The sequence below is a fragment of the Kitasatospora sp. NPDC058170 genome (assembly GCF_042883905.1).
In the GTDB taxonomy this organism is placed as follows: Bacteria; Actinomycetota; Actinomycetes; order Streptomycetales; family Streptomycetaceae; genus Kitasatospora.
This window is the reverse complement of the sequence record NZ_JBHVUV010000027.1, coordinates 39,581-65,962: the sequence shown is the minus strand read 5'-3', so window position 1 is coordinate 65,962 and position 26,382 is coordinate 39,581. Positions and strand designations below refer to the sequence as shown.

Annotated in this window: 21 protein-coding genes; 16 read left to right on the top strand and 5 right to left on the bottom strand. The window is 73.6% G+C overall.

The genetic code is table 11. The features are described from left to right. The first annotated feature begins 34 nt into the window (after positions 1-34). From ACFVVX_RS28045 to ACFVVX_RS28015, 7 genes are all read left to right on the top strand, one after another. Positions 35-970 (top strand): dihydrodipicolinate synthase family protein, encoded by a 936-nt coding sequence (locus ACFVVX_RS28045; protein ID WP_387949477.1) that lies wholly within the window; start codon positions 35-37, stop codon positions 968-970. A 92-nt stretch (positions 971-1,062) separates the two neighbouring features. Then, complete coding sequence (locus ACFVVX_RS28040) at positions 1,063-2,067, top strand: proline racemase family protein (protein WP_387949476.1); 1,005 nt, start codon at positions 1,063-1,065, stop codon at positions 2,065-2,067. Positions 2,068-2,108: 41 nt separating this feature from the next. After that, positions 2,109-3,476, top strand: coding sequence for an aldehyde dehydrogenase family protein (locus ACFVVX_RS28035; protein WP_387949475.1), 1,368 nt, complete (start codon positions 2,109-2,111; stop codon positions 3,474-3,476). Further along, entirely contained in the window at positions 3,473-4,501 is a 1,029-nt protein-coding gene (locus tag ACFVVX_RS28030; RefSeq protein ID WP_387949473.1) for a proline racemase family protein, read from the top strand. The genes ACFVVX_RS28035 and ACFVVX_RS28030 overlap by 4 nt, the downstream gene beginning before the upstream one ends. A 95-nt stretch (positions 4,502-4,596) precedes the next feature. Beyond that, positions 4,597-5,466: an ornithine cyclodeaminase family protein gene (locus tag ACFVVX_RS28025; RefSeq protein WP_387949574.1), complete on the top strand. Its 870-nt coding sequence runs from the start codon at positions 4,597-4,599 to the stop codon at positions 5,464-5,466. Positions 5,467-5,766: 300 nt separating this feature from the next. Continuing rightward, entirely contained in the window at positions 5,767-6,483 is a 717-nt protein-coding gene (locus ACFVVX_RS28020; RefSeq protein ID WP_387949472.1) for a GntR family transcriptional regulator, read from the top strand. Between the two features lie 101 nt (positions 6,484-6,584). After that, a complete protein-coding gene (locus tag ACFVVX_RS28015) occupies positions 6,585-7,181 on the top strand; it encodes a Uma2 family endonuclease (RefSeq protein ID WP_387949470.1) in 597 nt (198 codons plus the stop codon). 1 nt (position 7,182) lies between these two features. Here ACFVVX_RS28015 and ACFVVX_RS28010 read toward each other — a convergent pair whose 3' ends face one another. Continuing rightward, on the bottom strand, positions 7,183-7,863 hold the full coding sequence (locus ACFVVX_RS28010) for an ABC transporter ATP-binding protein (RefSeq protein ID WP_387949468.1): 681 nt from the start codon (positions 7,861-7,863) through the stop codon (positions 7,183-7,185). Beyond that, complete coding sequence (locus ACFVVX_RS28005; RefSeq protein WP_387949466.1) at positions 7,860-8,936, bottom strand: ABC transporter permease; 1,077 nt, start codon at positions 8,934-8,936, stop codon at positions 7,860-7,862. The genes ACFVVX_RS28010 and ACFVVX_RS28005 overlap by 4 nt, the downstream gene beginning before the upstream one ends. Positions 8,937-9,098: 162 nt before the next feature. Between ACFVVX_RS28005 and ACFVVX_RS28000 the strand changes: the two genes are divergently transcribed. Further along, positions 9,099-10,328: a sensor histidine kinase gene (locus tag ACFVVX_RS28000; protein ID WP_387949464.1), complete on the top strand. Its 1,230-nt coding sequence runs from the start codon at positions 9,099-9,101 to the stop codon at positions 10,326-10,328. Further along, positions 10,325-10,972: a response regulator gene (locus ACFVVX_RS27995; protein ID WP_387949462.1), complete on the top strand. Its 648-nt coding sequence runs from the start codon at positions 10,325-10,327 to the stop codon at positions 10,970-10,972. Before ACFVVX_RS28000 ends, ACFVVX_RS27995 begins: the two co-directional genes overlap by 4 nt. Positions 10,973-11,012: 40 nt before the next feature. Here the strand turns inward: ACFVVX_RS27995 and ACFVVX_RS27990 are convergent, their stop codons facing one another. After that, positions 11,013-12,413, bottom strand: coding sequence for an aminopeptidase P family protein (locus ACFVVX_RS27990; RefSeq protein WP_387949572.1), 1,401 nt, complete (start codon positions 12,411-12,413; stop codon positions 11,013-11,015). Positions 12,414-12,699: 286 nt separating this feature from the next. On the opposite strand from ACFVVX_RS27990, the gene ACFVVX_RS27985 reads away from it, so the two are divergent. The 7 genes from ACFVVX_RS27985 (at position 12,700) to ACFVVX_RS27955 (ending at position 21,622) form a co-directional block, all read left to right on the top strand. After that, positions 12,700-14,451 carry an ABC transporter substrate-binding protein gene (locus ACFVVX_RS27985; protein ID WP_387949460.1) on the top strand — a complete coding sequence of 584 codons (1,752 nt, stop codon included), beginning with the start codon at positions 12,700-12,702 and terminating at the stop codon, positions 14,449-14,451. Between the two features lie 13 nt (positions 14,452-14,464). Then, positions 14,465-15,424, top strand: coding sequence for an ABC transporter permease (locus tag ACFVVX_RS27980; RefSeq protein WP_387949459.1), 960 nt, complete (start codon positions 14,465-14,467; stop codon positions 15,422-15,424). Beyond that, positions 15,421-16,407, top strand: a complete 987-nt coding sequence (locus tag ACFVVX_RS27975; protein ID WP_387949458.1) for an ABC transporter permease — start codon at positions 15,421-15,423, stop codon at positions 16,405-16,407. The genes ACFVVX_RS27980 and ACFVVX_RS27975 overlap by 4 nt, the downstream gene beginning before the upstream one ends. A 2-nt stretch (positions 16,408-16,409) precedes the next feature. Then, positions 16,410-17,441, top strand: a complete 1,032-nt coding sequence (locus ACFVVX_RS27970; protein WP_387949456.1) for an ABC transporter ATP-binding protein — start codon at positions 16,410-16,412, stop codon at positions 17,439-17,441. After that, positions 17,438-18,415, top strand: coding sequence for an ABC transporter ATP-binding protein (locus tag ACFVVX_RS27965; protein WP_387949455.1), 978 nt, complete (start codon positions 17,438-17,440; stop codon positions 18,413-18,415). Before ACFVVX_RS27970 ends, ACFVVX_RS27965 begins: the two co-directional genes overlap by 4 nt. A 190-nt stretch (positions 18,416-18,605) precedes the next feature. After that, on the top strand, positions 18,606-18,929 hold the full coding sequence (locus ACFVVX_RS27960; RefSeq protein WP_387949453.1) for a hypothetical protein: 324 nt from the start codon (positions 18,606-18,608) through the stop codon (positions 18,927-18,929). A gap of 320 nt (positions 18,930-19,249) precedes the next feature. Next, entirely contained in the window at positions 19,250-21,622 is a 2,373-nt protein-coding gene (locus ACFVVX_RS27955; RefSeq protein WP_387949451.1) for a collagenase, read from the top strand. 126 nt (positions 21,623-21,748) lie between these two features. Here the strand turns inward: ACFVVX_RS27955 and ACFVVX_RS27950 are convergent, their stop codons facing one another. Both ACFVVX_RS27950 and ACFVVX_RS27945 read right to left on the bottom strand, forming a co-directional pair. Next, a complete protein-coding gene (locus ACFVVX_RS27950; RefSeq protein WP_387949449.1) occupies positions 21,749-24,115 on the bottom strand; it encodes an immune inhibitor A domain-containing protein in 2,367 nt (788 codons plus the stop codon). Positions 24,116-24,307: 192 nt separating this feature from the next. Continuing rightward, entirely contained in the window at positions 24,308-26,374 is a 2,067-nt protein-coding gene (locus ACFVVX_RS27945) for a prolyl oligopeptidase family serine peptidase (RefSeq protein WP_387949448.1), read from the bottom strand. Between the last annotated feature and the right edge of the window lie 8 nt (positions 26,375-26,382).

The window sequence follows — 26,382 nt, the reverse complement described above, 5'->3', positions numbered from 1 at the left end:
GAGGCACTTGCCCTCGCCCGCGCCCTCTAATAAAATGTCACACCTCACCAAGGAGTCATCCGTGTCCCACACCCCGTACGACACCACCCGTCCTTGGCGCGGCGTCATGGTCGCCACCACGATCCCGCTGCGCTCGGACCTCTCCGTCGACTACGACGCCTACGCCGACCACGTCCGCTGGCTGATCGACTCCGGCTGTGACGGCGTCGTCCCCAACGGCTCGCTGGGGGAGTACCAGACCCTCACCGACGAGGAGCGCCGCCGGATCGTCCAGGTCGCCGTCGAGGCGGCCGGCGACGGCGCCCGGGTCATGCCCGGCGTGGCCGCCTACGGCAGCGCCGAGTCCCGCCGCTGGGCCGAGCACGCGGCCGAGGCCGGCGCCGGCTCCGTCCTGCTGCTGCCGCCGAACGCCTACCGCGCCGACGAGGCCATCGTCCGCGCCCACTACGCCGAGGTCGCCAAGGCCGGCGTGCCGATCGTGGCGTACAACAACCCGTACGACACCAAGGTCGACCTGGTCCCCCCGCTGCTCGCCAAGCTGCACGCCGAGGGCTCGATCGTCGCGGTCAAGGAGTTCAGCGGCGACGTCCGCCGGGCGTACGAGATCGCCGAGCTGGCCCCCGGGCTGGACCTGCTGATCGGCGCCGACGACGTGCTGCTGGAGCTGGCCGTGGCCGGCGCCGTCGGCTGGATCGCCGGCTACCCGAACGCCCTGCCGGAAGCCACCGTGGCGCTCTACCGGGCCGCGGTCGCCCGCGACCTGGACGTCGCGCTGCCGCTCTACCGGGCGCTGCACCCGCTGCTGCGCTGGGACTCCAAGACCGAGTTCGTCCAGGCCATCAAGCTCTCCCAGGACATCGCCGGCCGCCCCGGCGGCCCGACCAGGCCGCCGCGCCTGCCGCTGTCCCCGGAGATCGAGACGGCCGTCCGCGCGGCCACCGAGAAGGCGCTCGCCGAGGGCCTCGCGTAGCACGCGCGTAGCGCTACAGCCCGGGATCGGCCGGCTGCGGGGGCAGCCGGCCCGGCCCCATCCACCCCCCACCCGACGGGAGTCACACCCACATGCGCAGCCGCCACGTGTTCCACGCCGTCGACTCGCACACCGAGGGCATGCCCACCCGGGTCATCACCGGAGGGTTCGGGGTCATCCCCGGCGCCACGATGGCCGAGCGCCGGGTGCACTTCCAGCAGCACCTGGACCACTTCCGCACCCTGCTGATGTACGAGCCCCGCGGCCACGCCGCGATGAGCGGTGCGATCCTGCAGCCGCCGACCCGGCCGGACGCCGACTACGGCGTGCTCTACATCGAGGTCTCCGGCCTCCTGCCGATGTGCGGGCACGGCACCATCGGCGTCGCCACCGTCCTGGTGGAGACCGGCATGGTCCCGGTGGTGGAACCGGTCACCACCATCCGGCTGGACACCCCCGCCGGACTGGTCGTCGCCGAGGTGCAGGTCGAGGGCGGCGCGGCCAAGGCCGTCACCATCCGTAACGTGGCCTCGTACAGCGTCGCGCTGGACCGCAAGATCGAGGTGCCCGGCTACGGCACGGTCGGCTACGACCTCGCGTACGGCGGCAACTTCTACGCCATCCTGCCGCTCGCCGAGTTCGGGCTGCCGTTCGAGCGCGAGCGCAAGCAGGAGATCCTGGACGCCGGCCTGGCGCTGATGGACGCGATCAACTCGGGCCCGGACCGGCCGGTCCACCCCGACAACCCGTCCATCCACAGCTGCCACCACGTCCAGCTGCTCGCGCCCGGCTCGACCGCCGAGCACTCCCGGCACGCGATGGCCATCCACCCCGGCTGGTTCGACCGCTCGCCCTGCGGTACCGGCACCTCCGCGCGGATGGCCCAGCTGCACGCCCGCGGCGAGCTGCCGCTCGGCCGGGACTTCCGCAACGACTCCTTCATCGGGACGACCTTCACCGGCCGCCTGGTCGAGGAGACCGAGGTGGCCGGGCACCCCGCAGTGGTGCCCACCGTCACCGGACGGGCCTGGATCACCGGCACCGCCCAGTACTTCCTCGACCCGAGCGACCCGTTCCCGGCCGGGTTCCTGCTCTGACCCCGGCCGCCCCCGCTGACCTCCGCTAAGGACTACCTGCTGTGACGATCCGTTCGTACAACCCCGCCGATCCCACGGACCTCGTCGCCGAGGCGCCCGCGCCCGGTGCCGAAGCCGTGCGGGCCACCGTCGGCCGTGCCCGGGCGGCGCAGTCCGGGTGGCTCGCCTCGGGCGCCGGCGCCCGCTCTGCCGCGCTCACCCGGATCGCCGAGCTGGTCGAGGCGAACGCGGACGAGCTGGCCGCGCTGGTCGTCCGCGAGGTCGGCAAGCCGCTCGGCGAGGCGCGCGGCGAGGTCGCCCGCACCGCCGCGATCTGGCGCTACTACGCCCAGGCGCCGTACGCGGCGTCCGGCGCCGTGCACGAGCCCGCCGCCGGGCCCGGACTGCTGCTCACCCGCCGCCGCCCGTACGGGGTCGCCGGGCTGATCACGCCGTGGAACTTCCCGCTGGCGATCCCCACCTGGAAGGCCGCCCCGGCGCTGGCCGTCGGCAACTCCGTGGTGCTCAAGCCCTCCTCGGAGGCGATCGGCTGCGCGCTGCGGCTGGCCGAGCTGGTGGCCGAGGCCGGGCTGCCGGCCGACGTCTTCACCGTGCTGCCGGGCGGCGGCGCGGAGGGCGGCGAGCTGGTCGGCGCCGCCGACGTGGTCTCGTTCACCGGCTCCACCGGGGTCGGCCGCCGGGTGGTCCGGACCGCGACCGAGCGCGGCATCCCGGTCCAGGCCGAGCTCGGCGGACTGAACGCGGCACTCGTCCTCCCGGACGCCGACATGGAGCAGGCGGCCGCCCACCTGGCCGCCGCGATCGCCGGGTACGCCGGGCAGAAGTGCACCGCCACCAGCCGGGTGATCGCCGTCGGCGGGGCGTACGAGCCGCTGCGGGCCGCGCTGGTCAAGGCGCTCGCACAGGTCGACGACACGTCCTGCGGACCGGTCATCAACGCCGCCACCCGGGACGAGATCAGCGCGGCCGTCGCCTCGGCCCGCGCGGCCGGGGCCGAGCTGCTGACCGGCGGCGACGTCCCGGACCGAACCGGCTGGTACCTCGCCCCGACCCTGGTCGCCGGCGTGCCGGACGACCACCCGCTGCGGCGCGAGGAGTTCTTCGGCCCGATCGCCGTGCTGCACGCGGCCGCCGACCTGGACGAGGCGATCGCGCTCGCCAACGACACCCCGTACACGCTGTCGGCCTCGGTGCACACCCGCGACCTCGACGTCGCGCTGGCCGCCGCCGACCGGCTGGACGCGGGCATGATCCGGGTCAACGCCCCGTCCAGCGGCGTCGACTTCCACCTGCCCTTCGGCGGGGCCAAGGGCGCCAGCCACGGCGACCGCGAACAGGGCTCCGCCGCACTCGACTTCTACACCGCCAGCCGGACGGTGACGCTGCTTCCGGCCGGGGGTGCCTCGTGATCGTCGAGACCGTCGACTACCACGCGGCCGGCGAACCGTTCCGGATCGTGCTGGGCGGCGCGCCGGTGATCCCCGGCGACAGCGTCGCCGAGCGGCGGGCCATCGCGCTGGGCGCGGGCGGCGAGGCGACGGCCCCGCGGCCGAGCGCGCTGGACGACGTGCGGCGGCTGCTGACCCGCGAACCGCGCGGCCACGCCGGGATGTACGGCGGCTTCCTGGTGCCGCCGGACGACGACGAGGCCCACCTCGGCGTGCTGTTCTGGCACAAGGACGGCTACTCCACCGCCTGCGGGCACGGCACCATCGCGCTCGGCGCCTGGGCGGTGGACTCCGGTCTGGTCGCGGCCCCGGCCGATGGTGTCGTACGGGTGCGGATCGACGTCCCCTCCGGGCGGGTCACCGCCGCCGTCCACCGCGAGGGCGGGCGGACCACCGGGGTGACCTTCCGCAACGTGCCGACCGTGGTCAGCGCGCTGAAGCTCCCGGTGGAGACGTCCCGCGGGGTCGTGGAGGTCGCCGTCGCGCACGCCGGGGCCTGCTACGCCTCGGTGCCGGCGGCGGCGCTGGGCCTGTCGGTGACCCCGGAGCAGCTGCCCGAACTGACGGCGGCCGGGCGGGAGATCCGCGCGGCGCTGGCCGACTCGCCCGCCGTGCGGAACGCCGGCGATCCGCGACTGTCCGGCGTGTACGGGGTCATCCTGTACGACGAGCTGCCCGACACGCCGACCGGCCCGCACCAGCGCAACGTCACCGTCTTCGCCGACGGCCAGATCGACCGCTCCCCGTGCGGCTCCGGCACCTCGGCCCGCCTCGCGGTGCTCACCGCCGAGGGGCGGCTGGCACCCGGCGAGGAGCTGCGGCACGAATCGGTGATCGGAACGCTGTTCACCGGCCGGGTGCCCTCGGGCGGCGACCCGCTGACCGACGGCGTGGTCACCGAGGTCACCGGGACGGCGTACCGCACCGGCGAGCACCGCTTCCTGCTGGACGCGCAGGACGAGCTGGGCGCGGGGTTCCTGCTGTGATCCACCCCCGCGCGGCCGCGGACCCCGCCGCCGCCCCCATCCTGCCCGGCGCGGCCGTTGAGCCGCTCCCGCGCGTCGCGCCGGGCGCCGTCGGCCTGACCCCCGCGCAGGCCGCGGACGCCATCGAACAGGTGCTGCTGGACGGGCTGGACCCGGAGGCCGGGCCCGCCCGCTCCGCGGTGGCGGTGCCCGCCGGTGAACTGCTGCTGATGCCGGCCGCCTCGGACCGGTACGCGGGCGTCAAGATCGCCGGGGTGGTGCCCGCCAACCCCGCGGTCGGGCTGCCCCGGATCACCGGCAGCTACCTACTGCTCGACGGCCCCACGCTGCAGCCCCTCGCGCTGCTCGACGGCGCGGCGCTGACCGCGCTGCGCACGCCCGCCGTCACCGCCGTCGCGCTGCGCCGGCTGGCCGCGCCGGACGCCGAGCACCTCGTCCTGTTCGGCGCGGGACCGCAGGCGTACGGGCACCTGGACGCGCTGCTCGGGGTGTGCCCGCTGACCCGGGTCACGGTGGTCGCGCGCCGCGCGGAGCCCGCCGAGGCGCTGGCCGCGTACGCCCGCCGGCTCGGGCTGGAGGCCGTCGTCGGGACACCGTCCGCGGTGGCCCACGCCGATCTGGTGGTCTGCTGCACCACGGCCCGCACCCCGCTGTTCGACGGCGCCCTGGTGCCCGACCGCGCGGTGGTCGCTGCGGTGGGCTCGCACGAGCCGGACGCGCGCGAGGTGGACGCCGTACTGGTCCGCCGCGCCGCGCTGTACGTGGAGGCGCGCGCCGCCGCCCTGCGCGAGGCGGGCGACCTGCTGGCGGCGGGCGTCACCGGCGCGGACACGCTGTGGAACCTGGCCGAGCTGGTGCGCGGCGAGGTGCCGGTGCCGGCCGACCGCCCGCGCTTCTTCAAGAGCGTCGGGATGGCCTGGCAGGACCTCGCCGTCGCGGCGGAGGTCCACCGCCAGGGCGGCTGACCCGGCGGGGGTCAGGGCGAAGGACAGGCTGCGGCCGGTGCGGCGGGGAGGGATCCCCCGCCGCACCGGCCGCCTTTGCGCGCCCTGGGCCGCCGGGTGCCCGGTGTGTCGCGCGGCGGGCGTAGCAGGAAGTCGTAGGGAGTGGGGCGCCGCCGGCCGTTGTCACAGCCGGCGGCCGCTGCCACCATGGGGCAGCACGTTCTTTCGGGCGTCCGACGGATCGCCCGAATCCCGGACTGTTGCACACTCAACGTAACGTGACATTGTACGCTGGTGTTCTGCAACCACCGGAGGAACACCATGGCCGACCTCAAACCCCGCACCCTGATCTCCGTCCAGGAGCGGCTGCGCGACCAGGTCGCCCACGCGCTGCGCGCCGCCCTCATCTCCGGTGAGCTGCGCCCCGGCGTCGTCTACTCCGCGCCCGCCCTCGCCGCCGACTTCGGCGTCTCCGCCACCCCCGTCCGCGAGGCCATGCTCGACCTCGCCCGCGAGGGCCTGGTCGAGGCCGTCCGCAACAAGGGCTTCCGGGTCACCGAGCTGACCGAGCGCGATCTCGACGACTTCACCGAGATCCGCGCCCTGATCGAGGTCCCGACCATCGGCCGGGTCACCCGCTCCGCCGTCGCCGAGCAGCTGGAGGCCCTGCGCCCGCAGGCCGAGGCGATCGTCGCGGCCGCCCGCAAGCACGACCTGATCGGCTACCTGGAGGCGGACCGCCAGTTCCACCTCGACCTGCTGGGCCTGGCCGGAAACACCCGCCTGGTCGAGGTCGTCGGCGACCTGCGCAAGCGCTCCCGGCTCTACGGCCTCAACCGGCTGGACCAGCGCGGCGAGCTGGTCTCCTCGGCCGAGGAGCACCTGGAGCTGCTCGACCTGATGATCTCCGGCGACGCCGCCGCCGCCGAGGAGTGCATGTCCCGCCACCTCGGCCACGTCCGCTCCCTCTGGGCGGCCGGCCAGGAGGAGGAGGCGGCTGCGGCGGCCCCGCCGGCGCTGAGGCTGCGGGCGCGGTAACGGCTGGCGGCACTCGTTCGGGTGAACACCGGCGATCAGGCGGCGATCGGCGCCCGGGTTCCACGACGATGCTCTCGACATCGGCAGCCAGGAGGAACTCCATGTCCGCCGCAGCAGTGGAAGAACCCATGGAGCAGCCGACGCTGCTCGGAGCCGCGGAGCTGATCTCCAAGCAGTTCCCCGGCTACCGGGTCGAGATCATCGGGAGCCAGATCGCCGTGACGCCCGCGCCCGACATCCCTCGCAGCCGGTCCCTCACCAGGCTCATGAAGCTGTTCTTCGCGGCAGGGCTGGACGACGGCGAGACGGAGGTCTTCCAAGGCGTCGGCATCTGGCTGCCGGACGGGCCGTCCGACTTCGTCGTCCCCGACCTGGCGGTTCTCGACGCGGGCAGCGACGACCGACTGAGCGGGTACAACTGCTACGACCCGGCCGTGTTCCGCCTCGTGCTGGAGGTCACCTCCTCCAACCTCAGCGACGACCTGAAGCGGAAACCGACGGTCTACGCCTCCGCCGGGGTGCCGGTCTACGTGATCGTGGACCGCGCCGACCAGCGCGTCATGGTGCTCACCGAGCCGCAGGACGGCGAGTACCGGGTGCACGCCGTCCACCACCCCGGCCAGTCGTTCACGCTGCCCGAGTCGATCGGGGCACCGGTGACGCTCTCGGTGGACGACGTGCTCACCGCCAAGAAGTAGCTCAGGCCGCCGCCGGGACGGTCAGCCGGCCGTCATGGACCTCCGCGACCTGGTCGACGGCCCTCAGATGGGTGCGGTCGTGGGTGACCAGCACGGTCGCGGTCGCGCGGCGGTGGGTGAGCTCGGTGATCAGGTCGATGACGGCGGACCCGCGTTCGTGGTCGAGGGCGCTGGTCGGCTCGTCGACGAGCAGCACGGTGGGGTCGTTCATCAGGGCGCGGGCGATGTTGACGCGCTGGCGCTGACCGCCGGAGAGCTGGTGCGGCCGCCGGGAGGCCTGGTCGCGCAGACCGACGGCGTCGAGGAGTTCGAGGGCCCGGGGGAGGGCGGCGCGCGGGGGGCGGCCGTCCAGGTGGGCCATCACCTGGAGCTGCTCGGCGGCGGTCAGCGAGGGCAGCAGGTTGGCCTGCTGGAAGACGATGCCGATCCGGTGGCGGCGCAGTGCGGTGAGCTCGGCGCGGCCGAGCCAGGTGGTGTCGACGCCGTCGACCACCACCTGGCCGCGGTCCGGCGCGATCAGGGTCGCGGCGACGGCCAGCAGGCTGGACTTGCCGGAGCCGGACGGGCCGACCACCGCCGTGAGCGAGCCCTTGGGGACGCTGAGCGAGACCTCGTCCAGGGCGGTGAGCCGGCCGTCGCCGTCCGGGTAGGTGAGGGTGATGCGGTCGAGGTGCAGGCTCATCGGGCGCTCCCCAGGGCGGTCAGCGGGTCGACGGAGGTGATCCGCCGGATGGACAGGGCCGCGCCGACCGCGCCGAGCGCGATCATCACGGCGGCCGGGAACAGCAGGGTCGGGGCGTCCAGGACGAACGGCACGGCCGAGCCGATCGCCGCCCCGGCGGCGAGCGCGATCGCGGTACCCGCGGCCGTGCCGAGCACCAGCAGCAGGACGGCCTGGCCGAGCGCGTCCTTCAGCAGGTAGCCGGTGGAGGCGCCGAGCGCCTTGAGGACGGCGACGTCGCCGCTGCGCTGGATCGTCCAGACGGTGAAGAACGCGCCGATCACCAGGGCCGAGATGGCGAACAGGAATCCGCGCATCAGCTGCAGCGAGCCGTTCTCCGAGGTGTAGGAGCCGATCGCGGCGAGCGCGTCGTCGCGGTCGCGGGTCTCGGTGCCGTGGCGGGAGTCGGCGGCGGCGAGGTCCGCGCCGGAGGTGGTGGTGAGGGCGATCACCGTGGCGTGCCCGGCGCCGTTCGGGGCGAGCTGCTGCCAGTCGCCGAGGCCGGTCCAGACGACCGGGGTGTGGCTGTACGAGGCGTCGCCGGCCACCGCCGCGACCTGGAGCGGGCGGCCCGCCAGGGTCAGCTCGGCGCCCGGGCGCAGGCCCCCCAGCTGCTCGGCGGCGGCCGTCGACAGCACGACCCGGCCGGGGCCCGGCGGCACGCCCGGCGGGGCGAGGGTGGAGCCCTCCGGAACGCCGAAGGCGCTGAGCGCGGCGGTGCGCTGCCCGGCCGCCGCCTTGGTGGTGGCGATGCCGAGCGGCTGCGCCGCGGTGACGCCCGGCTCCCGGGCCCAGCCCTGCCACTGCTCGGGCGTGACCTGGGAGTCGGTGAAGGACAGCTTCTGTCCGTCGGCCGGCCGGGAGAAGGCCAGGTGGTCGGCGGGCAGTCCGGTGATCGCCGAGATGTTCTGCCGTCCGAGGCCGGCGGTCAGACCGGACAGCAGGCCGACCAGCACGGTGATCAGTACGATGACGCTCCCCATCAGGGCGAACCGCCCCTTGGCGAACCCCAGGTCCCTCCAGGCGACGAACACGACGAGCCCTTTCTCCGGTCCTTGTGCGACGCTCCCCACAGTGGCCGGGGCAGGGCCGTGCGGGCATCGCACGGGGGATTGGATCCTCGGCGTCCAAGGGCGGAAGCGGAGTTCAACCTTTTGATTGATGCCGGGCGGCGGGGCTGCTCCTAGGCTGGACGGATGGCGACCGAACGACCCCGCACCACCCCCGTCGCCCGCGTACTCCAGGTCTGCCTGCACCTGCTGGTGGCGGGCCTGCTCGGGCTCGCCGTGGCCCGTGCCGCGGCCGGCCGCGGCGGTGATCCGGCGGCGGTCGTCCCCGCCGCGCTCGCGATGGCCGCCGTCTACGCGGCCGGCCCGTTCCTGCCGGCCGTCCGCCGGTCGCGGCGGGCCGCCGCGCTCTGGCTGGGACTGCTCGGGGTGGCCTGGGCGGGGCTGCTGGTCGCCACCCCGGACGGGGTCTGGCTGGCCTTCCCGCTGTACTTCCTGGAGCTGCACCTGCTCGGCCGCCGGAGCGGGCTCGCCGCCGTCGCCGTCACCGCGGTGGCGGCGATCACCGCGTACGCCTGGCACCAGCACGCCTTCACCGTCGCGGCGGCCATCGGTCCGGCGCTCGGGGCGGCCGTCGCCACCGTCACCGTGTTCGGCTACCAGGCGCTCTACCGGGAGAGCGAGGAGCGGCGCCGGCTCATCGACGAGCTGACCGCCGCCCGCGCCGACGCGGCCGCCGCCCACCACGCGGCGGGGGTGCTGGCCGAGCGGGAGCGGCTGGCCCGGGAGATCCACGACACCCTCGCGCAGAGCCTGACCAGCATCCAGCTGCTGCTGCGGGCCGCCCAGCGGGCCCTGCCGGAGCGTACCGAGGCCGCCGGCGGCTACGTCGAGCAGGCCCGGCAGGCGGCCCAGGACAACCTTGAAGAGGCGCGCCGGTTCGTTCGCGCGCTCACCCCGCCCGGCCTGGACGACGCCTCGCTGCCGGTCGCGCTGGGGCGGTTGTGCGCCACCACGACCGCGCACAGCGGCCTGCCCGTCCATCTGCACGTCTCCGGGGATCCGGTGGGGCTGTCGGTGCCGCAGGAGGTGGCGCTGCTGCGGATCGCGCAGTCGGCGCTCGGCAACACCGTGCGGCACGCGCACGCCTCGCGTGCCGAGGTGACGCTCAGCTATATGGAGGGAGAGGTGGCGCTCGACGTGTTCGACGACGGCGCGGGATTCGACCCGGTGGAGGCCGCAGCGGGAGCGGGGCCCGGGACGGACCGGGGGCCGGGGGCCGACGGGGGCTTCGGCCTGCCGTCGATGCGGGCGAGGGCCCGGGCGCTCGGCGGCACCTTCACCGTGGAGTCCGCCCCGGGGGAGGGCACGGCGCTCGCCGTACTGCTGCCCGTCGCCGCCGCGGGGGAGCGGCCGTGAGCGACCGGGTGATCCGCCTGCTGCTCGCCGACGACCACCCGGTGGTCCGGGCCGGGCTGCGGGCGGTGCTGGAGGCCGAGCCGGACCTCGCCGTCGTCGCGGAGGCGGCCACGGCGGAGCGCGCCGTCGAGCTGGCCGGCGAGCTGGCGGTGGACGTGGTGCTGATGGACCTGCAGTTCGGTCCCGGCTCCGCGATGAACGGTGCGCAGGCCACCGCGGCGATCACCGCCCGGCCCGGGGCGCCCCGGGTCCTCGTCGTCACCACCTACGACACGGACGCCGACACCCTGCCGGCCCTGGAGGCGGGCGCCACCGGGTACCTGTTGAAGGACGCGCCGCCGGAGGAGCTGGCGCGGGCCGTCCGGTCGGCGGCGGCGGGGCGGACGGCCCTGGCGGCCACCGTGGCGGACCGGCTGCTGGAACGGATGCGGACGCCCGCGGCGGCGCTGAGCGCACGCGAGACGGAGGTGCTCGGGCTGGTGGCGGACGGGCTGACGAACCGTCAGATCAGCCAGCACCTGCACCTGAGCCAGGCCACCGTGAAGTCCCATCTGGTGCACATCTACACGAAGTTGGGGGTGGACTCGCGGACCGCTGCGGTACGCGAGGCGCGCGGGCGGGGGCTGATCCGCCGGGGCGCGTGAGCGCCCCGGCGGATCAGCCCGAGGGCCGGCGGGCCGGCGGTCAGGACAGCAGGTTCGCCATCCAGGACTCCAGGGCGTCGGGCGTGCGGGGCAGCGCGCCGGACATCAGGTGGGCGCCGTCGGCGGTGATGACCAGGTCGTCCTCGATGCGGATGCCGAGGCCGCGCAGCTCGACGGGGAGGGTCTCGTCGTCGGGCTGGAGGTAGAGGCCCGGCTCGACGGTGAGGACCTGGCCCTCCTCCAGGACGCCGTCCAGGTACGTCTCGGCGCGGGCCTTGGCGCAGTCGTGGACGTCGAGGCCGAGCATGTGGCCGGTGCTGCAGAGGGTGTAGCGGCGGAAGATGCCGCTGTCCTCCTGGAGGGCCTGCTCGGCGGGGATGCGCAGGACGCCCCAGTCGGCGAGGCCCTCGGCGATGACCCGCATGGCGGCGCGGTGGAAGTCGCGGAAGCTGGCGCCGGGGCGGAGCGCGGCGATGCCGGCGTCCTGGGCGGCGAGGACCAGTTCGTACGCCTGGCGCTGGACCGGGGAGAAGGTGCCGCTGAGCGGGAGGGTCCGGGTGATGTCGGCGGTGTAGAGGGTGTCCGTCTCCACGCCGGCGTCGAGCAGCAGCAGCGCGTTCGGGTCGAGCGCGCCGTCGTTGCGGATCCAGTGCAGGACGCAGGCGTGGGCGCCGGAGGCGGCGATGGTGTCGTAGCCGGTGCCGTTGCCCTCGGCGCGGGCGCGCAGGTTGAAGACGCCCTCGATCCAGCGTTCGCCGCGGGCGTGCTGCAGGGCGGTGGGCAGCGCGCGGACGACGTCCTGGAAGCCCAGCACGGTGTGGTCGACCGAGAGCTGGAGCTGCTCGACCTCCCAGGAGTCCTTGACCAGGCGCAGCTCGGACAGCACGGAGGCGAGCCGGCCGTCGGCCGCGGCCAGGGCGGGCGAGCCGGGCCGCTCGGTGGCGGCGTCCAGCTCGGGGTCGACGCCGGCCAGGACCCGGGTGGCGGGCTGCGGGCCGGTGAGCAGCTTCTCGAGGTCGTCGAGGTGCTCGGTGCGCACGCCGGTGAGCCGGGAGGCCTCGGCGAGGTCGGGGCGGCGCCCGACCCAGAACTCGCCGTAGCGGCGGTCGCGGTAGAACTCCGAGCCCCGGTTGGGGCCGCCGCGCGGGGAGCGGGGGCGCAGGTAGAGGACCGGCTCGTGGCCCTCCGGGCCGGAGGGTTCGAGGACGAGGATGTGCCCGACCTGGTCCTCGCCGGTGAGGCCGGTCAGCCAGGCGTAGGCGCTGTGCGGGCGGAAGCGGTAGTCCTCGTCGTTGCTGCGGACCTTGAGCTCCCCGGCCGGGACGATCAGCCGCTCGCCGGGGAAGGCGGCGGAGAGCCGGGCCCGGCGGTGCGGCATGACGGCGTACCCGGGGACGCGCTGTTCGGCGGGGAGCGGGGTGGGCGCCCAGGCGGTGCCCATGAAGGCGTCCAGGGCGGGGGAGACGGGGAGGTCGTGGCTGCCGGTGTTGAGACCGGTCTGACGGAGGGTCACCGGGGGTACTCCTAAAGGGACTGGGGGTGCTGCACGGACACAGGTCGGTAACGGGAGGCGCCACCTCTTGTGCAGTGCAATTTCACATTACTATGTTACGGGTCACACCGTGGAGCGGCTAGACCCCTGAAGTCGCCCTCCCGGTCTGGCCCCGGACCTGCCCCGGGGCGAGTCACGGGCCTTCACGTCCGGCCCCCCCACTGCGGAGTTGCACATGACCAGGCGCACCCACGCCGCCCTCGCGGCGGCCATCGCAGCCACACTGACCCTCGGCCTCGGGGCCTGCGGCAACGACAAGAGCGACACCGGCGGGGACGCCGCGCCGGGCGCCACCAAGGGCCCGGGCGCCGAGAGCGGGACGATCATCGGCGGCACGCCGGTCAAGGGCGGCACCCTCACCGTGCTGACCAACCAGGACTTCGCCCACCTCGACCCGGCCCGCAACTGGACGCTGCCGCACATGGACTTCGGCACCCGCCTGATCTACCGCACCCTGGTCACCTTCAAGGCCGAGCCCGGCGCCGCCGGAAGCGAGATCGTACCGGACCTCGCCACGGACACCGGCCGCCCGTCGGACGGCGGGAAGACCTGGACCTTCACCCTGAAGGACGGGCTCAAGTACGAGGACGGCAGCGCGATCAAGTCCGCCGACATCAAGTACAACGTCGAGCGCTCGTTCTCCCCGGACCTCACCGGCGGCCCCGACTACGCCGCCCAGTACCTGGCCGGCGGCGAGAACTACAAGGGCCCGCTGACCGGCGAGCACCTGTCGAGCATCGAGACGCCGGACGACAAGACCATCGTCTTCCGCCTCAAGCGCCCGGTCGCCGAGTTCGCCTACACCGCGACCCTGCCGACCTTCTCCCCGGTGCCGCAGGCCCAGGAGAAGGGCACCCAGTACGACATCCGGCCGTTCTCCTCCGGCCCGTACAAGATCGAGACCTACGACCGCGGCAAGCAGCTGGTGCTGGTCCGCAACACCAACTGGGACGCCGCCGGCGACCCGGTCCGCAAGGCCTACCCGGACAAGATCGTGGTGACCCAGGGCCTCAAGGGCGGCCAGGTCGACGACCGGATCATCGCCAGCGACGGCGCCGACGGCTCCGCCATCGAGATGCCGTGGATGCGCCCCGAGTCCGTGCCGAAGGTGCTGCCCAAGGCGGACGTCAAGTCCCGCATGGTGGCCGAGCGCACCGGCTGTACCGACAGCCTCTACCTGAACACCTCCAAGGCGCCCTTCGACGACCCGAAGGTCCGCGAGGCGATGATGTACGCCGTCGACAAGGAGGCCCAGGTCACCGCGTTCGGCGGCCCCGCGATGGCCGACGTCGCCACCTCCTTCCTGCCGCCGTCGCTGAACGGCGGCACCAAGGCCGACCCGCTGAAGATCCCCGCCGCCGGCGACCCGGAGAAGGCCAAGGCCCTGCTGAAGGCGGCCGGCAAGACCGACCTCAAGCTCTCGCTCACCGTCTCGCTCGGTGACAAGACCCGCGGCGAGGCCATCCAGCAGTCGCTGAGCAAGGCCGGCATCCAGGTCACCGTCAACACGGTCGACCCGTCGGCCTTCACCGACACCCTCGGCGACATCAAGAACGCCCCCGAGCTGACCATCAACGGCTGGTGCCCGGACTACCCGTCCGCCGCGACCTTCTTCCCGTTCCTGTTCGACGGCCGGACCATCAAGGAGAAGGGCAACCAGGGCAACTACAGCCAGTTCCGCGACCAGGCCACGATGGACCGGATGGACCAGATCGCGGCCATGACGGACGTCAACGAGGCCAACAAGGCCTGGACGCAGCTGGACGAGGACCTGATGAAGAAGGCCCCGGCCGTCCCGCTGATGTGGCAGCGCCGCCCGCTGCTGGTCGGCACCAACGTGGCCGGCGCGTTCGGCAACTCCGGCTACGCCGGCATGATCGACATGGCCGTGGTCGGCCTCAAGGACCCCTCGAAGAGCCAGGGCTGAGGGACCGTTCGCGATGAGTATCACCTCCACTGAGCCCGCCGCCGCGCCCGTCGCGGCGGCGGGCCCCGAGAAGGCCGGGCGCGGGCCCTGGCGGCTGGTCTGGGACCAGCTCTGGGCCCGCGGTTCGGCCCGGTTCGGCCTGATCGCCGTCGGCGCCCTGGTGCTGATGGCGGCCCTGGCCACCCCGCTGAGCGCGCTCGGGGGCTGGTCCCCCGAGGAGTTCGACAAGCGGGCCATCGACCCGTACCTGGGCGGCGTGCCCATCGGTGACTTCGGCGGCGTCAGCGCCCGGCACTGGTTCGGCGTCGAGCCGTTCACCGGCCGCGACCTGTTCGCGAGGGTCCTGCACGGCGGCCAGGTGTCGCTGATCATCGCCTTCACCGCCACCGCGGTGGTCGTGGTCTCCGGCACCCTGGCCGGCATCGCGGCCGGCTACTTCGGCGGCCGCGTCGACACCGTGCTCTCCCGGCTGATGGACCTCACGATGTCGTTCCCGTCGCTGATCTTCATGATCGCGATGATGTCGGTGGCCAAGGACGTCAACCGGATCCTGCTGATGACCCTGGTGATCGGCCTGTTCGGCTGGCCCGGCATCGCCCGGGTGGTCCGCGGCCAGACCCTCTCGCTCAAGCACCGCGAGTACGTCGAGGCCGCCAAGGTCGGCGGCGCGCGCTCCTGGCGCATCCTCACCCGGGAGATCCTGCCGAACGTCTCCGGCCCGATCATCGCGTACACCACGCTGCTGATCCCCGGCATGATCGCCACCGAGGCGGCGCTCTCCTACCTCGGCGTAGGCGTCCGCCCGCCCACGGCCTCCTGGGGCCAGATGATCGCCGAGTCCATCGTGCACTACGAGATCGACCCGACGTACTTCCTGATCCCGACGGCCTTCCTCTTCATCGCCGTGCTCGCCTTCACCCTGCTCGGCGACGCGCTGCGGGACATCCTCGACCCCCGGGGAGGCCGGTCGTGATCCTCTTCCTCGGCCGCAGACTGCTCGGCGTGGCCGGCATCCTGCTGGCCATCTGCGCCATCACCTTCACCATCTTCTACCTGCTGCCGAACGACCCGGCCTCGGCCGCCTGCGGCAAGACCTGCAGCCCCGAGCGGCTCGCCGAGGTCAAGGCCGCGATGGGCCTCGACGCCCCGATCTGGGAGCAGTTCGGGACCTACCTGTCCGGCATCGTGGCCGGCCGCGACTACGGCAGCGGCCCGAGCGCCGTGCACTGCGGCTTCCCCTGCCTCGGCTACTCCTACGAGTACTCGCTGCCGGTCTGGGACCTGCTCGTCGACCGCCTGCCGGTCTCCGTGTCGCTCGCCCTCGGCGCCTCCGTGCTCTGGCTGCTGCTCGGCCTCGGCGCCGGCGTCACCTCGGCGCTGCGCAAGGGCAGCCTCACCGACCGCGTGCTGATGGTGCTCTCGGTCGGCACCGCCTCGCTGCCGGTCTACTTCACCTCGATCATGCTGATCTGGGGCATCGTCCGGACCACCGGCCTGCTGCCCTACCCCGCGTACCACGACTTCACCGACGGCCCGGTCGCCTGGGCCTCCAACCTGCTGCTGCCCTGGACCGCCCTGGCCCTGCTGTACGCGGCCATGTACGCCCGGCAGAGCCGCAACTCGATGATCGAGGCGATGGCCGAGCCGTACATCCGCACCGCCCGGGCCAAGGGGCTGCCGTCCCGGACCGTCACCGTCAAGCACGGGCTGCGCTCCGGCATGACGCCGATCCTCACCATCTTCGGCATGGACCTCGGCGGCCTGCTGGCCGGCGCCGTCATCACCGAGTCCATCTTCGGACTGCCCGGCATCGGACGGCTCTTCTACGACGGCCTGCTCCGCTCCGACCAGCCCGTCATCCTCGGCGTCACCCTGCTCGCGGCCTTCTTCATCGTCGCCGCGAACCTGCTGGTCGACGTGCTCTACGCGTACGTCGACCCGAGAGTGAGGTACTGACCATGGGCGAGCGAAGCGAGCTCACCGGAGGGCACGGCGCTCTTCTGGAGGTCGACGACCTCAGGGTCGCGTTCAACACCCCGCGCGGCACCGTCCGGGCCGTCGACGGCATCAGCTTCGCCGTCGAGGCCGGCCGCACCCTCGGCCTGGTCGGCGAGTCCGGCAGCGGCAAGTCCGTCACCTCGCTGGCCGTCATGGGCCTGCACCGCGGCGCCAGCGTCACCGGCTCGATCCGGCTCAACGGCCAGGAGCTCAACGGCCTGGGCGAGCGGGAGCTCGGCACCGTCCGGGGCCGGCGGATCGCCATGATCTTCCAGGACCCGCTCTCCAGCCTGCACCCCTTCTACACCGTCGGCGAGCAGATCGCCGAGCACTACCGGGTCCACTTCAGGGCCTCCCGCAAGGCGGGGCGCCAGCGGGCGATCGAGATGCTCGGCGAGGTCGGCATCCCCGAACCCGCCCGCCGGGTGGACGAGTACCCGCACCAGTTCTCCGGCGGCATGCGCCAGCGCGTGATGATCGCCATGGCCCTCGCCTGCGAGCCGGACCTGCTGATCGCCGACGAGCCCACCACCGCGCTCGACGTCACCGTCCAGGCCCAGATCCTCGACCTGATCGCCAGGATCCAGCAGGACCGCGGCCTCGGCGTCGTGATGATCACCCACGACCTCGGCGTGGTCGCCCGGGTCGCCCACGAGGTGATGGTCATGTACGGCGGCCGGGCCGCCGAACAGGCCCCCGTGGAAAGGCTGTTCGGCGCCCCCGCGCACCCCTACACCCGCGGGCTGCTGGACTCGCTGCCCCGCCTCGACGACACCGACGACGCCCCGCTGCGGGCCATCCCCGGCAGCCCGCCGTCGCTGATCAACCCCTCCCCGGGCTGCTCCTTCGCGCCGCGCTGCGCCCGCACCACCGCCGCGACCGCACCCGAGCACGCCCGCTGCCTGGCCGAGCGCCCGGAGTTCGGCGCGCTCGCCCTCGGCCACCAGGCCGCCTGCCATCTGCCGCTGGTGCCGGAAGGAGCCCTCGGATGACCGAGCCCCTGCTGTCCGTCCGGGACCTGGTCAAGACCTTCCCCGGGCGCCGCTCCCGCACCGGCCGGCCCGGTGCGCCCGTCCGGGCCGTGGACGGCGTCAGCTTCGACGTCGGCGCCGGTGAGACCCTCGGCCTGGTCGGCGAGTCCGGCTGCGGCAAGTCCACCACCGGGCGCATGATCGTCCGGCTGATCGACCCGACCTCCGGCACCGTCGACTTCGACGGCACCGAGATCGGCGGCCTGACCCAGGCCCAGCTGCGCCCGCACCGGCGGGACCTGCAGATGGTGTTCCAGGACCCGTACTCCTCGCTCAACCCCCGGCAGACGGTGGCCCGGATCATCTCCGAGCCGCTGCTGGTCCAGGGCACCGGCGCGGCCGACGCGCGCAAGCGGGCGGCGGAGCTGATGGAGCTGGTCGGGCTGATCCCCGAGCACCTGGACCGCTACCCGCACGAGTTCTCCGGCGGCCAGGCGCAGCGGATCGGCATCGCCCGCTCGCTGGCCACCTCCCCGCGGCTGGTGGTCGCCGACGAGCCGGTCTCCGCGCTGGACGTCTCCATCCAGGCCCAGGTGGTCAACCTGATGGAGCGGCTGCAGGAGGAGCTCGGCCTGGCGTACATCTTCATCGCCCACGACCTCTCGGTGGTCAAGCGGGTCTGCGACCGGGTCGCGGTGATGTACCTCGGCCGGATCGTCGAGATCGGCGACAAGGCGGAGGTCTACGGCAACCCGGCCCACCCCTACACCCGGGCCCTGCTCTCCGCCGTGCCGCTGCCCGACCCGGCGGCGGAGCGGGCCCGGGAGCGGATCGTGCTGATCGGCGACCCGCCGAGCCCGGCGAACCCGCCGAGCGGGTGCAGCTTCCACCCGCGCTGCCCGAAGGTGCAGGACGTGTGCCGCACCGAGCGGCCGCTGCTGCAGATCGCCGGGCCGGGCGCTCGGGAGGCGGCCTGCCACTTCCCGGAGGCCTGAGGTCCTTCGGGCCCGCCTGCCGCTGTACCGCCGGTGCCCCACGCCCGGCGGTGCAGCCCCAGGTGCGCCCGACGGGCGCAACACCCGTGATCGGTCCCACCCCCACCGCACCTCCCCATGCCGCACCTCCCCGTGTTTCCGCAGGTACACCGCTCCACCTCCCCCACACCTCCACATCCCAGGAGCACTGGTGTCAACTTCCCGCACCGGGCGAAGAGTTCTGCTCGCGGCCGCGATGGCCGCCACCCTCACCCTGCCGCTCGTCCAGAGCGCCCAGGCGTTCGGCGCCGCGCAGCCGTCCGCCGGCGCGCGGCCCGCCGCCACGCCGTCCGCCGTCACGCCGTCCGCCGGCGCTGCGTCCACAGGCACGCCGTCCGCGGGCACCGGGACCTTCGACGGCGCCCGGACCGGCTACGACGAGGTGGACCGCCTGGGCGACGCCGTCGCCAGGGCCGGCACCGCCGCCCCCGCGCCCGGCGGCGGCTCGCTGGGCGACGCGCATTCAACGACATGAACTGCACCTTCGGCAAGGTCGACGTCTGGTCCTCGGGCCGGGCGGGCACCGCCGACCACACCTGTGAGGGACCGCTGCGGCGGTAGTCCTCCCACCGACCCCCGTACGGGCCTGCCGTTCAACCGCTTCCGCGGTGGGCCCGTACGGGTCCGATCCGGCCGCTCCTTCCACACGGCCGGCCCCTGCCCGGGCGCACACCTCTCCCCGCCGCGCCCGGGCACGGCCCCCCGCCTCCGCCCGCCTCCACGGTCCCCACGGGTCGGCACGGGGTGCCTGCACGACACCAACTGCCCAACACCCCACACTCGCAGGAGTTATTGGTGTCTTCCACGCGACGCATGCGCACCACCATGCTCTCGATCGCACTCGCCGCAACGCTGGCCGCGCCGCTCGTCCAGAGCGCCCAGGCGGTCGGCAACCCCGCCGCCGCTCCGGCCGCCGCCGCTTCCGCCGGCGCCCCGGGCGGGGCGTTCGGCCCGGCCGCGTACGGCCCCGACGGCGAGGTGGCCCACCAGGCCGCCGCGCCGGCCGGTGCCTCCTCGGCCGGTCCCGGCGGCTGGCCCGGCGCCGCGGCCCTCCAGCCGACCACCGCCGCGCCGCAGGCCGCGGCGCCGGCCGGCACGGCGCCGGTCGCCGCCGCCGCGGACCAGGCGGACCAGGCCGCACCCTGCACCGTCGAGCGGTTCAGCGCACTCACCCCGGGCGAGCTGGCCGACTTCCTCGCCGACCGCCGGCACCCGTACCAGGAGTGCCTGCTGCCGCTGCTGACCAGCTGGGACGCGCGGTTCGCCAAGGTGATGACCGGCGCCCACGTCCGGGCGGTGGCCGACCGGATCAGCGATCTGGCGCCGTCCTTCGACAGCGCCGACAACCTGAACCAGAAGGAACTCTGGTACTTCCTGCACGTCGCGGTGCTGTTCGACTTCTACCACCACGACGTGATCGACATCCGCGACGCCGTGACCACGGCGGCCCTCGACCGGGCGATCACCCGCTACACCGCCAACCCCCGGGTGTTCGAGCCGACCACCGCCGCGGGCAGCGCGATGGGCGAGCTGCTGCAGACCGGCACCATGCCGACGCTCCGGCTCGGCCGCATCGGCCTGGTCAAGCGGGTCCTCGGGATGTTCGCCCCCGGCAGTGCCGTGGTCGGTGACTACGGCTGGAACTGGGCCGTCCAGAGCGCCCTGCAGCTCAACTTCCAGGGCGTCTACAACGTGGGCGACGACCCGCAGGGGCTGTTCCGGGCCGCCGTGGCCGCCGACGCCGGCTACCGCGAGGCCTTCCGGGCGTACGCGGGCTACCGGCACCTCAAGGGCACCGGCAGCGAGTGGGCGGCCGGTGACGCGATGCTGGAGTACGGCCGGTTCAGCACGATCGACGCGCTCAAGTCCGGGCTGCGCGACCAGGCGGGCCAGACCTTCACGCAGGTCACCGATGTCTTCGGCCGGCTCAGCAAGCCCTGGGCCAGCCTCGGCGTGTGGCTCAACGAGATGGGGATCTGCGGCCAGTACAGGGTCTGCCGGGCCGACGTGGCCAGGGAGGTCCTCCCGAACACGTACACCTACGACAACGGGACCCTGGTCATCCACACCCCGCTCGACCGGGCCACCGCCGACCAGCTGTACTACGCCACCAAGCAGGTCAAGGCCCAGTACTTCCGGGTGATCGGCACCGACCAGCCGGTGGCCGACGACCCCAACCCCAAGCTGGAGATCCAGCTGTACGGCACGAAGTCCAGCTACATCAACCTGCAGAACCTGCTCTTCGGGATCGGCGACGTCAACAACGGCGGCATGTTCGTGGAGGGGCGTTCCACCTTCTTCACCTACCAGCGCACCAGCGACGAGTCGTACTTCAGCCTGGAGGAGCTGTTCCGGCACGAGTACACCCACTACCTCAACGCCCGCTGGGCCATCCCCGGGCCCGCCAACTCCGCCCGCTGGACGGACGACTCCACCTTCGCCATGAACGAGGGAACCGCCGAGTACTTCGCCGGCTCCACCCGCGACGGGGGCGTCAAGGCGCGCGCGATGATGGTCAGCGAGATCGCCACGGCGGAGCAGCGCGGCGCGGCCCGGCTGACCGTCGACCAGATCCTCCAGGCCACCTGGGCCTCGCGGGGCTTCACGGTCTACCCGTACGCGGCGACCTTCTTCAACCTGCTGGGCGAGAAGCACCCCGAGCAGCTCGCCGAGATGTACCGCCTGATGCGGGCCGACGACCGTGCGGGCTACGACGCCTGGCGGGAGCGCCTGGGCCGGGACGCGGCGCTGCAGCGCGAGTACTCGGCCTTCCTGGACGCCGAGATCCCGCAGGCGGCGAAGCTCCTCGTCCCGGTGACCCGCTTCACGCCGAACGGCTCGCTGCAGTACGCCTACGCCTCCGAGGTGCAGAGCGCGCTGTCCGCGGCCACGTCCAACACGCCGACCTGCAAGGACAACGGCGACTGGGACAACAAGATGCGCTTCAGCTGCACGGGGCGCATCACGGCCAACCTCACCAACGCGGCCGACGCGGGCCGGGTCCGGGCGGACATGGCCGGCACGGTCGACTACTTCCTGCTCGGCCGCGGCGGCACGGCGTCCAACAACCTGGCGGACATGAACTGCTGGTTCGGCAAGGTCGACGTCTGGCCCTCCGGCCAGGCCGGCACCGCCGACTACACCTGTGAGGGCCCGCTGCGGCGGTAGTCCTCCCACCGACCCCCGGTCGGGCGCGGCGGGGAACCTCACGAGGGCCGCGCCCGACCGGGACCCACGAAGAAGGCCTCGGCCCCCGCTGGTGAGCGGGGGCCGAGGCCTTCGGCGTGCCGGGGGTCAGGAGGCCGGGCCGACCCTGACGGTGGTGAGCTGGCCGCCGTGGGTCTCGCGGACCACCTCGATCCGGGTGTTGGTGTCGGGCACCTTCACACCGAGCTGCGGGGTGGCCGGGTCGCTGTAGACGCCGGTGCGGTCGTTGAAGACCGGGACGGCGGGCTCGGACGCGATCTTCACCGCGACGCCCGCCCTGTGCAGGGTGAACGCCGTGGTGGGCTTGAGCGAGAAGGTCGCGTCGAAGGTCTGCGCGCGGCCGTTGACCAGGGTGCCGTCCTTGAAGCGGATCGGCGTCGGGTGGGCGTCGATCGGCAGGATCAGGCCGCCGCCCAGGTGGTCCTTGGTGTTGTTGTCGCCGTACGCGGTGTCCCAGAGCCAGATGAGCACGCCCTCCTGGTACGGGTAGTTGTCGACGATGTTCTGCTTGCCCTCGACGCCCGAGTAACCGAAGTTGTACGGGCCGGTCTTGAGGAAGGCGCCGTAACCGGTGTAGCGGCGGTTCTCGACGATGTACGCGCGCGGGTGCTGCTTGACGGCGGCGCGGCCGGTGATGACCGAGAAGCCGGTGGCCGTCCAGTCGCCCGCGCCGTTCTCGGCGCCGTCGGCGAACAGCTCGGTGTCGCCGGCGGTGATCCGGACGGCGTCCACGAGCACGCCCCGGCCGTGCGTGTTGTTGTCGGAGGTGACGTGGAACCGCAGCCGCACCTGCTGGCCGGCGTAGGCGTCCAGCGGGATGTGCACCTTCCGGTACGTGCCCGAAGCGCCGCTGAAACCGGGCGTGTTGGCGGCCGTGGTACCGATCGGGGCGCCGTCGACGGTGCCGCCGAGGGCCTTCCAGGTCTTGCCCGCGTCGGTGGAGGCCTCGACGGTCAGGAAGTCGTAGTCCTGCTCGATGTCGTACCAGGCGGCGGCGTCGAGCGCGGCCGCGCCGCTCACCGACCGCAGGTCGACGGTGCGGGCCAGCGAGTTGTCCAGGTTGTCGCCCGTGTCGCTCCACCACTGCCGGCCGCCCTGGAAGGGGTCGGCGAGGTCGGTGCTGGTGGTGCTGTCCGGCAGGTGCACCAGGACGGCCTGGGCCTGGTCGGTGTTGTAGCTGCTGACCCCGAGCGCGTGGCTGGAGCGGGTCGCGGCCTGCGCCTCGTCGTAGTTGAGCCAGCCGAACTGCAGCTTGCTCCAGGCGTCGAGGTCGCCCGGGTAGGCGCCGGTGGTGTTCTTCTCCTTGCCCAGGTACGAGCCGGAGGACATCAGCGACCAGAAGTTGACGCTGTTGTCGCCACCGCTGGTGCTGTACAGGTCGGGCAGGCCCAGGTTGTGGCCGAACTCGTGGGCGAACAGGCCGACGCCGCTGTTCTCGCCGCCCTGGACGTAGTCGTAGACGAACAGGCCGGTGTCGCCGACCGGCGCGCCGCCGATCTTGTTGCCGGCCGGGCCGGTCTGCCCGGAGGCGTCCGGGAAGGCCCAACTGCGGTGCGCCCACAGGGCGTCGGCGCCCTGGGCGCCACCGCCCCAGGTCTCGTCGATGCCGGCGTGCACGACGATGACGTTGTCCAGGTAGCCGTCGGGCTGGTTGAACTCGCCGTCCTTGTCGTGGTCGTAGCGGTCGTAGACGTCGTACTGGGCCAGTTCGGCCTTGACGTCCGCGGCGGAGCGGCCCTTGGCGACCTCGCCGTCGTACCAGGCCTTGACCGCGTCCCGGATGAACTCCTGCCCCTGGGTCCAGGCGCCGGAGCCCTGCGGGCCCTTGTTGCTGCCGTACCGGGCCTCGTTGTACGGCAGGGTCACCCAGTTGCTGACCGTGCCCTCGACGTCGTAGCGGCCGGAGGACTGGGTGCGGTAGTAGTTGCGCATCGACACGGCGCCGGGCCGGTCGTCGAAGAACAGCTGCTGGTAGTAGTCCCGGCTGAAGTCCTTGCTCCAGAGCGTGTGGTTGTCGCTCTTGTCGGGCTTGGGGATGCTGTTGGCGCGCGGGCCGGGGGTGCCGCCGTAGCGGGGCTGGCCGTTGTAGAGGGTGGAGTTGTCCACCTCGTCGCCGAACTGGGCGAGGATGACGAAGACCTTGTCCTTGCGCTGCTGCGCGAGTTGGACGTAGTCGTTGCCGACCTTCACCCTGGCGGGCGCCCGCTTGTCCGAGGTCTTGGCGACCGCGCCCTTGTTGAGCTGTTCCAGGGCCTTGGTGCGCAGCGACTGGCGCTCGCGCTCCTGGGGGGCGAGCGGGCCGGGCGGGGCTTCGGCGCCGCCCTGTTCCGCGCTCTGGGCCGCGATCGTGGCGGCGGGGGAGGGGGGTGCGGCCTGGGCGGGGGTGCCGAGGAGGGTGGCCGCTATCGCGCTCGTGGTGAGCGCTGCCGCGAGTACCGCGGACAGTCTGCGCAACTGACCGGTCCTTTCGGGGAGATGGGTGACCGGATGGGCGCAGGTAATATTTCACATGTCATGGGTCACACGGAAGAGTGTGGACGCAGCGGGTGGGGTATGCGGAAGGGGCGCCGTGCGGTCGGCCCGCACGGCGCCCCTTCCACACGCCGCACCGGGCTCGTGGTGCCCGGTGCCGGTGAGCTCTGCGGACTACCCCAGGGTCTCGCGCAGGAAGGCGAGTTCGGCCGTCGTGAGCTGCTCGTTCACCCCGTTCGGGGTCATGTGGGTGACGCCCGGCAGCGGCAGCACGCGGTGCGCCCGGCCGGCCCGGGTGAGGGCCTGGGAGAGCAGCAGGGTGTGCGAGGGGTGGACGTTGTCGTCGGCCAGGCCGTGGATCAGCAGCAGCGGCCGGGACAGGGCGGGCGCGTCGTCGACCAGGCAGTCGCCGGCGTAGCCCTCGGGGTTGTCCTGCGGCAGGCCGAGGTAGCGCTCGGTGTACGCGGTGTCGTACCGGCGGAAGTCGGTCGGTGCCGCGCCCGCGCAGGCGGCGTGGAAGACGTCCGGGCGGCGCAGGACGGCGAGCGCCGCGAAGTAGCCGCCGTAGGACCAGCCGCGTACGCCGACCCGGGTCAGGTCGAGGTCGGGATGGGTGGCGGCGAGCGCCTGCAGGGCGGCCACCTGGTCGTCCAGCGCCACCTGGGAGAACCGGCGGAAGATCGCCCGGCTGAAGGCGGGGGAGACGAAGGGGGTGCCCCGGTTGTCGGTGGTGACCACGGCGAAGCCCTGGTCGGCCCACCACTGGCGGAGCTGCCAGCGGCGCGGCTCGTTGGCCACGGCCTGGAAGCCGGGTCCGCCGTAGACGTCCAGCAGGACGGGCAGCCGCTCGCCGGCCCGGTGCTCGCGCGGGTACACGACGGCGGTGGGCAGGGCGAGTTCGGTGACCCGGGCGAGCTGCGGGGTGACCTGGTAGGGCAGTGCGGCGGCGTGGTCGGCGAGCTCGACCTCCTCGCCCCGGAACAGCGCCCGGCGGCGGACCCCGGCCGGACCGGCCGAGGTGAGCAGCAGGGTGTCGCCGGCGGCGAGTGCCGAGTGGACGCCGGGGCCGGCGCTGAGCCGCTCGGGCGCGCCGCCGTCCGGGTCGATCAGGTGGACGTGCTGGTCGGCCGGGTCGCCCTCGCCGGTCTCGCAGAGCAGCCGGCCGCGCAGCCGGCCGACCACCCGGCGGATCTGCAGTCCGGTGGTGTCGAGCGGCTTGCCGTCCAGCGCCAGGCCGCGGGCCTCGGGGGTGTCGTGGACGGTGAGCAGCCGGCCGCCGTCCAGCCGGGCCGGGGTGCCGGGCAGGTCGTCCACCCAGAACTCGTCGGTGGTGCGGGACAGTTCGGTGCACACGCCGGTGGCCGGGTCGGCGCCGAGCAGCAGCACGTTCTGCTGCAGGCGGTCGGCGACGGTGAGCAGGACCTCGTCCGTCCCGGCCCACTCGGCGGCGCAGAGGTAGGGGAACGCCTCGGTGTCCCAGTGCAGTCGGAGCCGGGTGCCGTCGAGGCCGAGGACCCACAGCTGCACGTCGGCGTTCGGTCCGCCGGCCTGCGGGTAGGCGAAGTCCTCGGACTGCTCGTCCGGCCGGGCCGGGTCGGCGAAGTACCGCCGGGGGAGGGCGGACTCGTCCACCCGGGCGGCCAGCAGCGCGCCGCCGTCCGGGCGCCACCAGTGGCCGCGGGAGCGGCCCAGCTCCTCGGCGGCGGCGAACTCGGCGACGCCCCAGCGGGCGCCGTCGGCGGGGCTGAGCGGGCGGGGGTCGGGGTGGACGTACAGCGCGTCCCCGGCGACGTAGGCGGTGCGCCGGCCGTCCGGGGCCGGACGCGGGTCGAAGGCCGGTCCGGCGGTGGGGAGTTCGGTGGTGGCACCGGTGGCGGTGTCGGTGCGGAACAGTCGGCCGTCCAGGGCGAAGACGGCGGTCGCGCAGTCGGCGGTGGCGGCGTACGAGCCTATTCCGGCCGCGTGGAGCCGGATGCGCTCGCGCAGGCGGCGTTCGACGGCCGGCAGGTCGTCCCGGTCGCCGGTGCGCTCCGGGGCGAGCGCGGCGGGGTCGGCGACCAGGCGCTCCTGGCGGGTGGCCAGGTCGAGCAGCCGGAGCCGGTCGACCGGGTCCTCGGAGCCGGTCGAGCGCAGCAGGAGCAGCCGGGTGCCGTCCTCGGAGAGGACGAACGCGCGCGGGGCGCCGTAGGTGAAGCGGCCGGTGCGGGTGCTGAGCGAGAGGAAGGGGTCGGTGATGGTCACCGCCCGAT

Excerpts from the sequence above, each read along its gene's own strand:
- ACFVVX_RS28045 (WP_387949477.1), top strand. The coding sequence starts at position 35 with ATGTCACACCTCACCAAGGAGTCATCCGTGTCCCACACCCCGTACGAC.
- ACFVVX_RS28040 (WP_387949476.1), top strand. The coding sequence starts at position 1,063 with ATGCGCAGCCGCCACGTGTTCCACGCCGTCGACTCGCACACCGAGGGC.
- ACFVVX_RS28020 (WP_387949472.1), top strand. The coding sequence starts at position 5,767 with ATGGCCGACCTCAAACCCCGCACCCTGATCTCCGTCCAGGAGCGGCTG.
- ACFVVX_RS28015 (WP_387949470.1), top strand. The coding sequence starts at position 6,585 with ATGTCCGCCGCAGCAGTGGAAGAACCCATGGAGCAGCCGACGCTGCTC.
- ACFVVX_RS28010 (WP_387949468.1), bottom strand. The coding sequence starts at position 7,863 with ATGAGCCTGCACCTCGACCGCATCACCCTCACCTACCCGGACGGCGAC.
- ACFVVX_RS28000 (WP_387949464.1), top strand. The coding sequence starts at position 9,099 with ATGGCGACCGAACGACCCCGCACCACCCCCGTCGCCCGCGTACTCCAG.
- ACFVVX_RS27990 (WP_387949572.1), bottom strand. The coding sequence starts at position 12,413 with ATGGGCACCGCCTGGGCGCCCACCCCGCTCCCCGCCGAACAGCGCGTC.
- ACFVVX_RS27985 (WP_387949460.1), top strand. The coding sequence starts at position 12,700 with ATGACCAGGCGCACCCACGCCGCCCTCGCGGCGGCCATCGCAGCCACA.
- ACFVVX_RS27980 (WP_387949459.1), top strand. The coding sequence starts at position 14,465 with ATGAGTATCACCTCCACTGAGCCCGCCGCCGCGCCCGTCGCGGCGGCG.
- ACFVVX_RS27970 (WP_387949456.1), top strand. The coding sequence starts at position 16,410 with ATGGGCGAGCGAAGCGAGCTCACCGGAGGGCACGGCGCTCTTCTGGAG.
- ACFVVX_RS27965 (WP_387949455.1), top strand. The coding sequence starts at position 17,438 with ATGACCGAGCCCCTGCTGTCCGTCCGGGACCTGGTCAAGACCTTCCCC.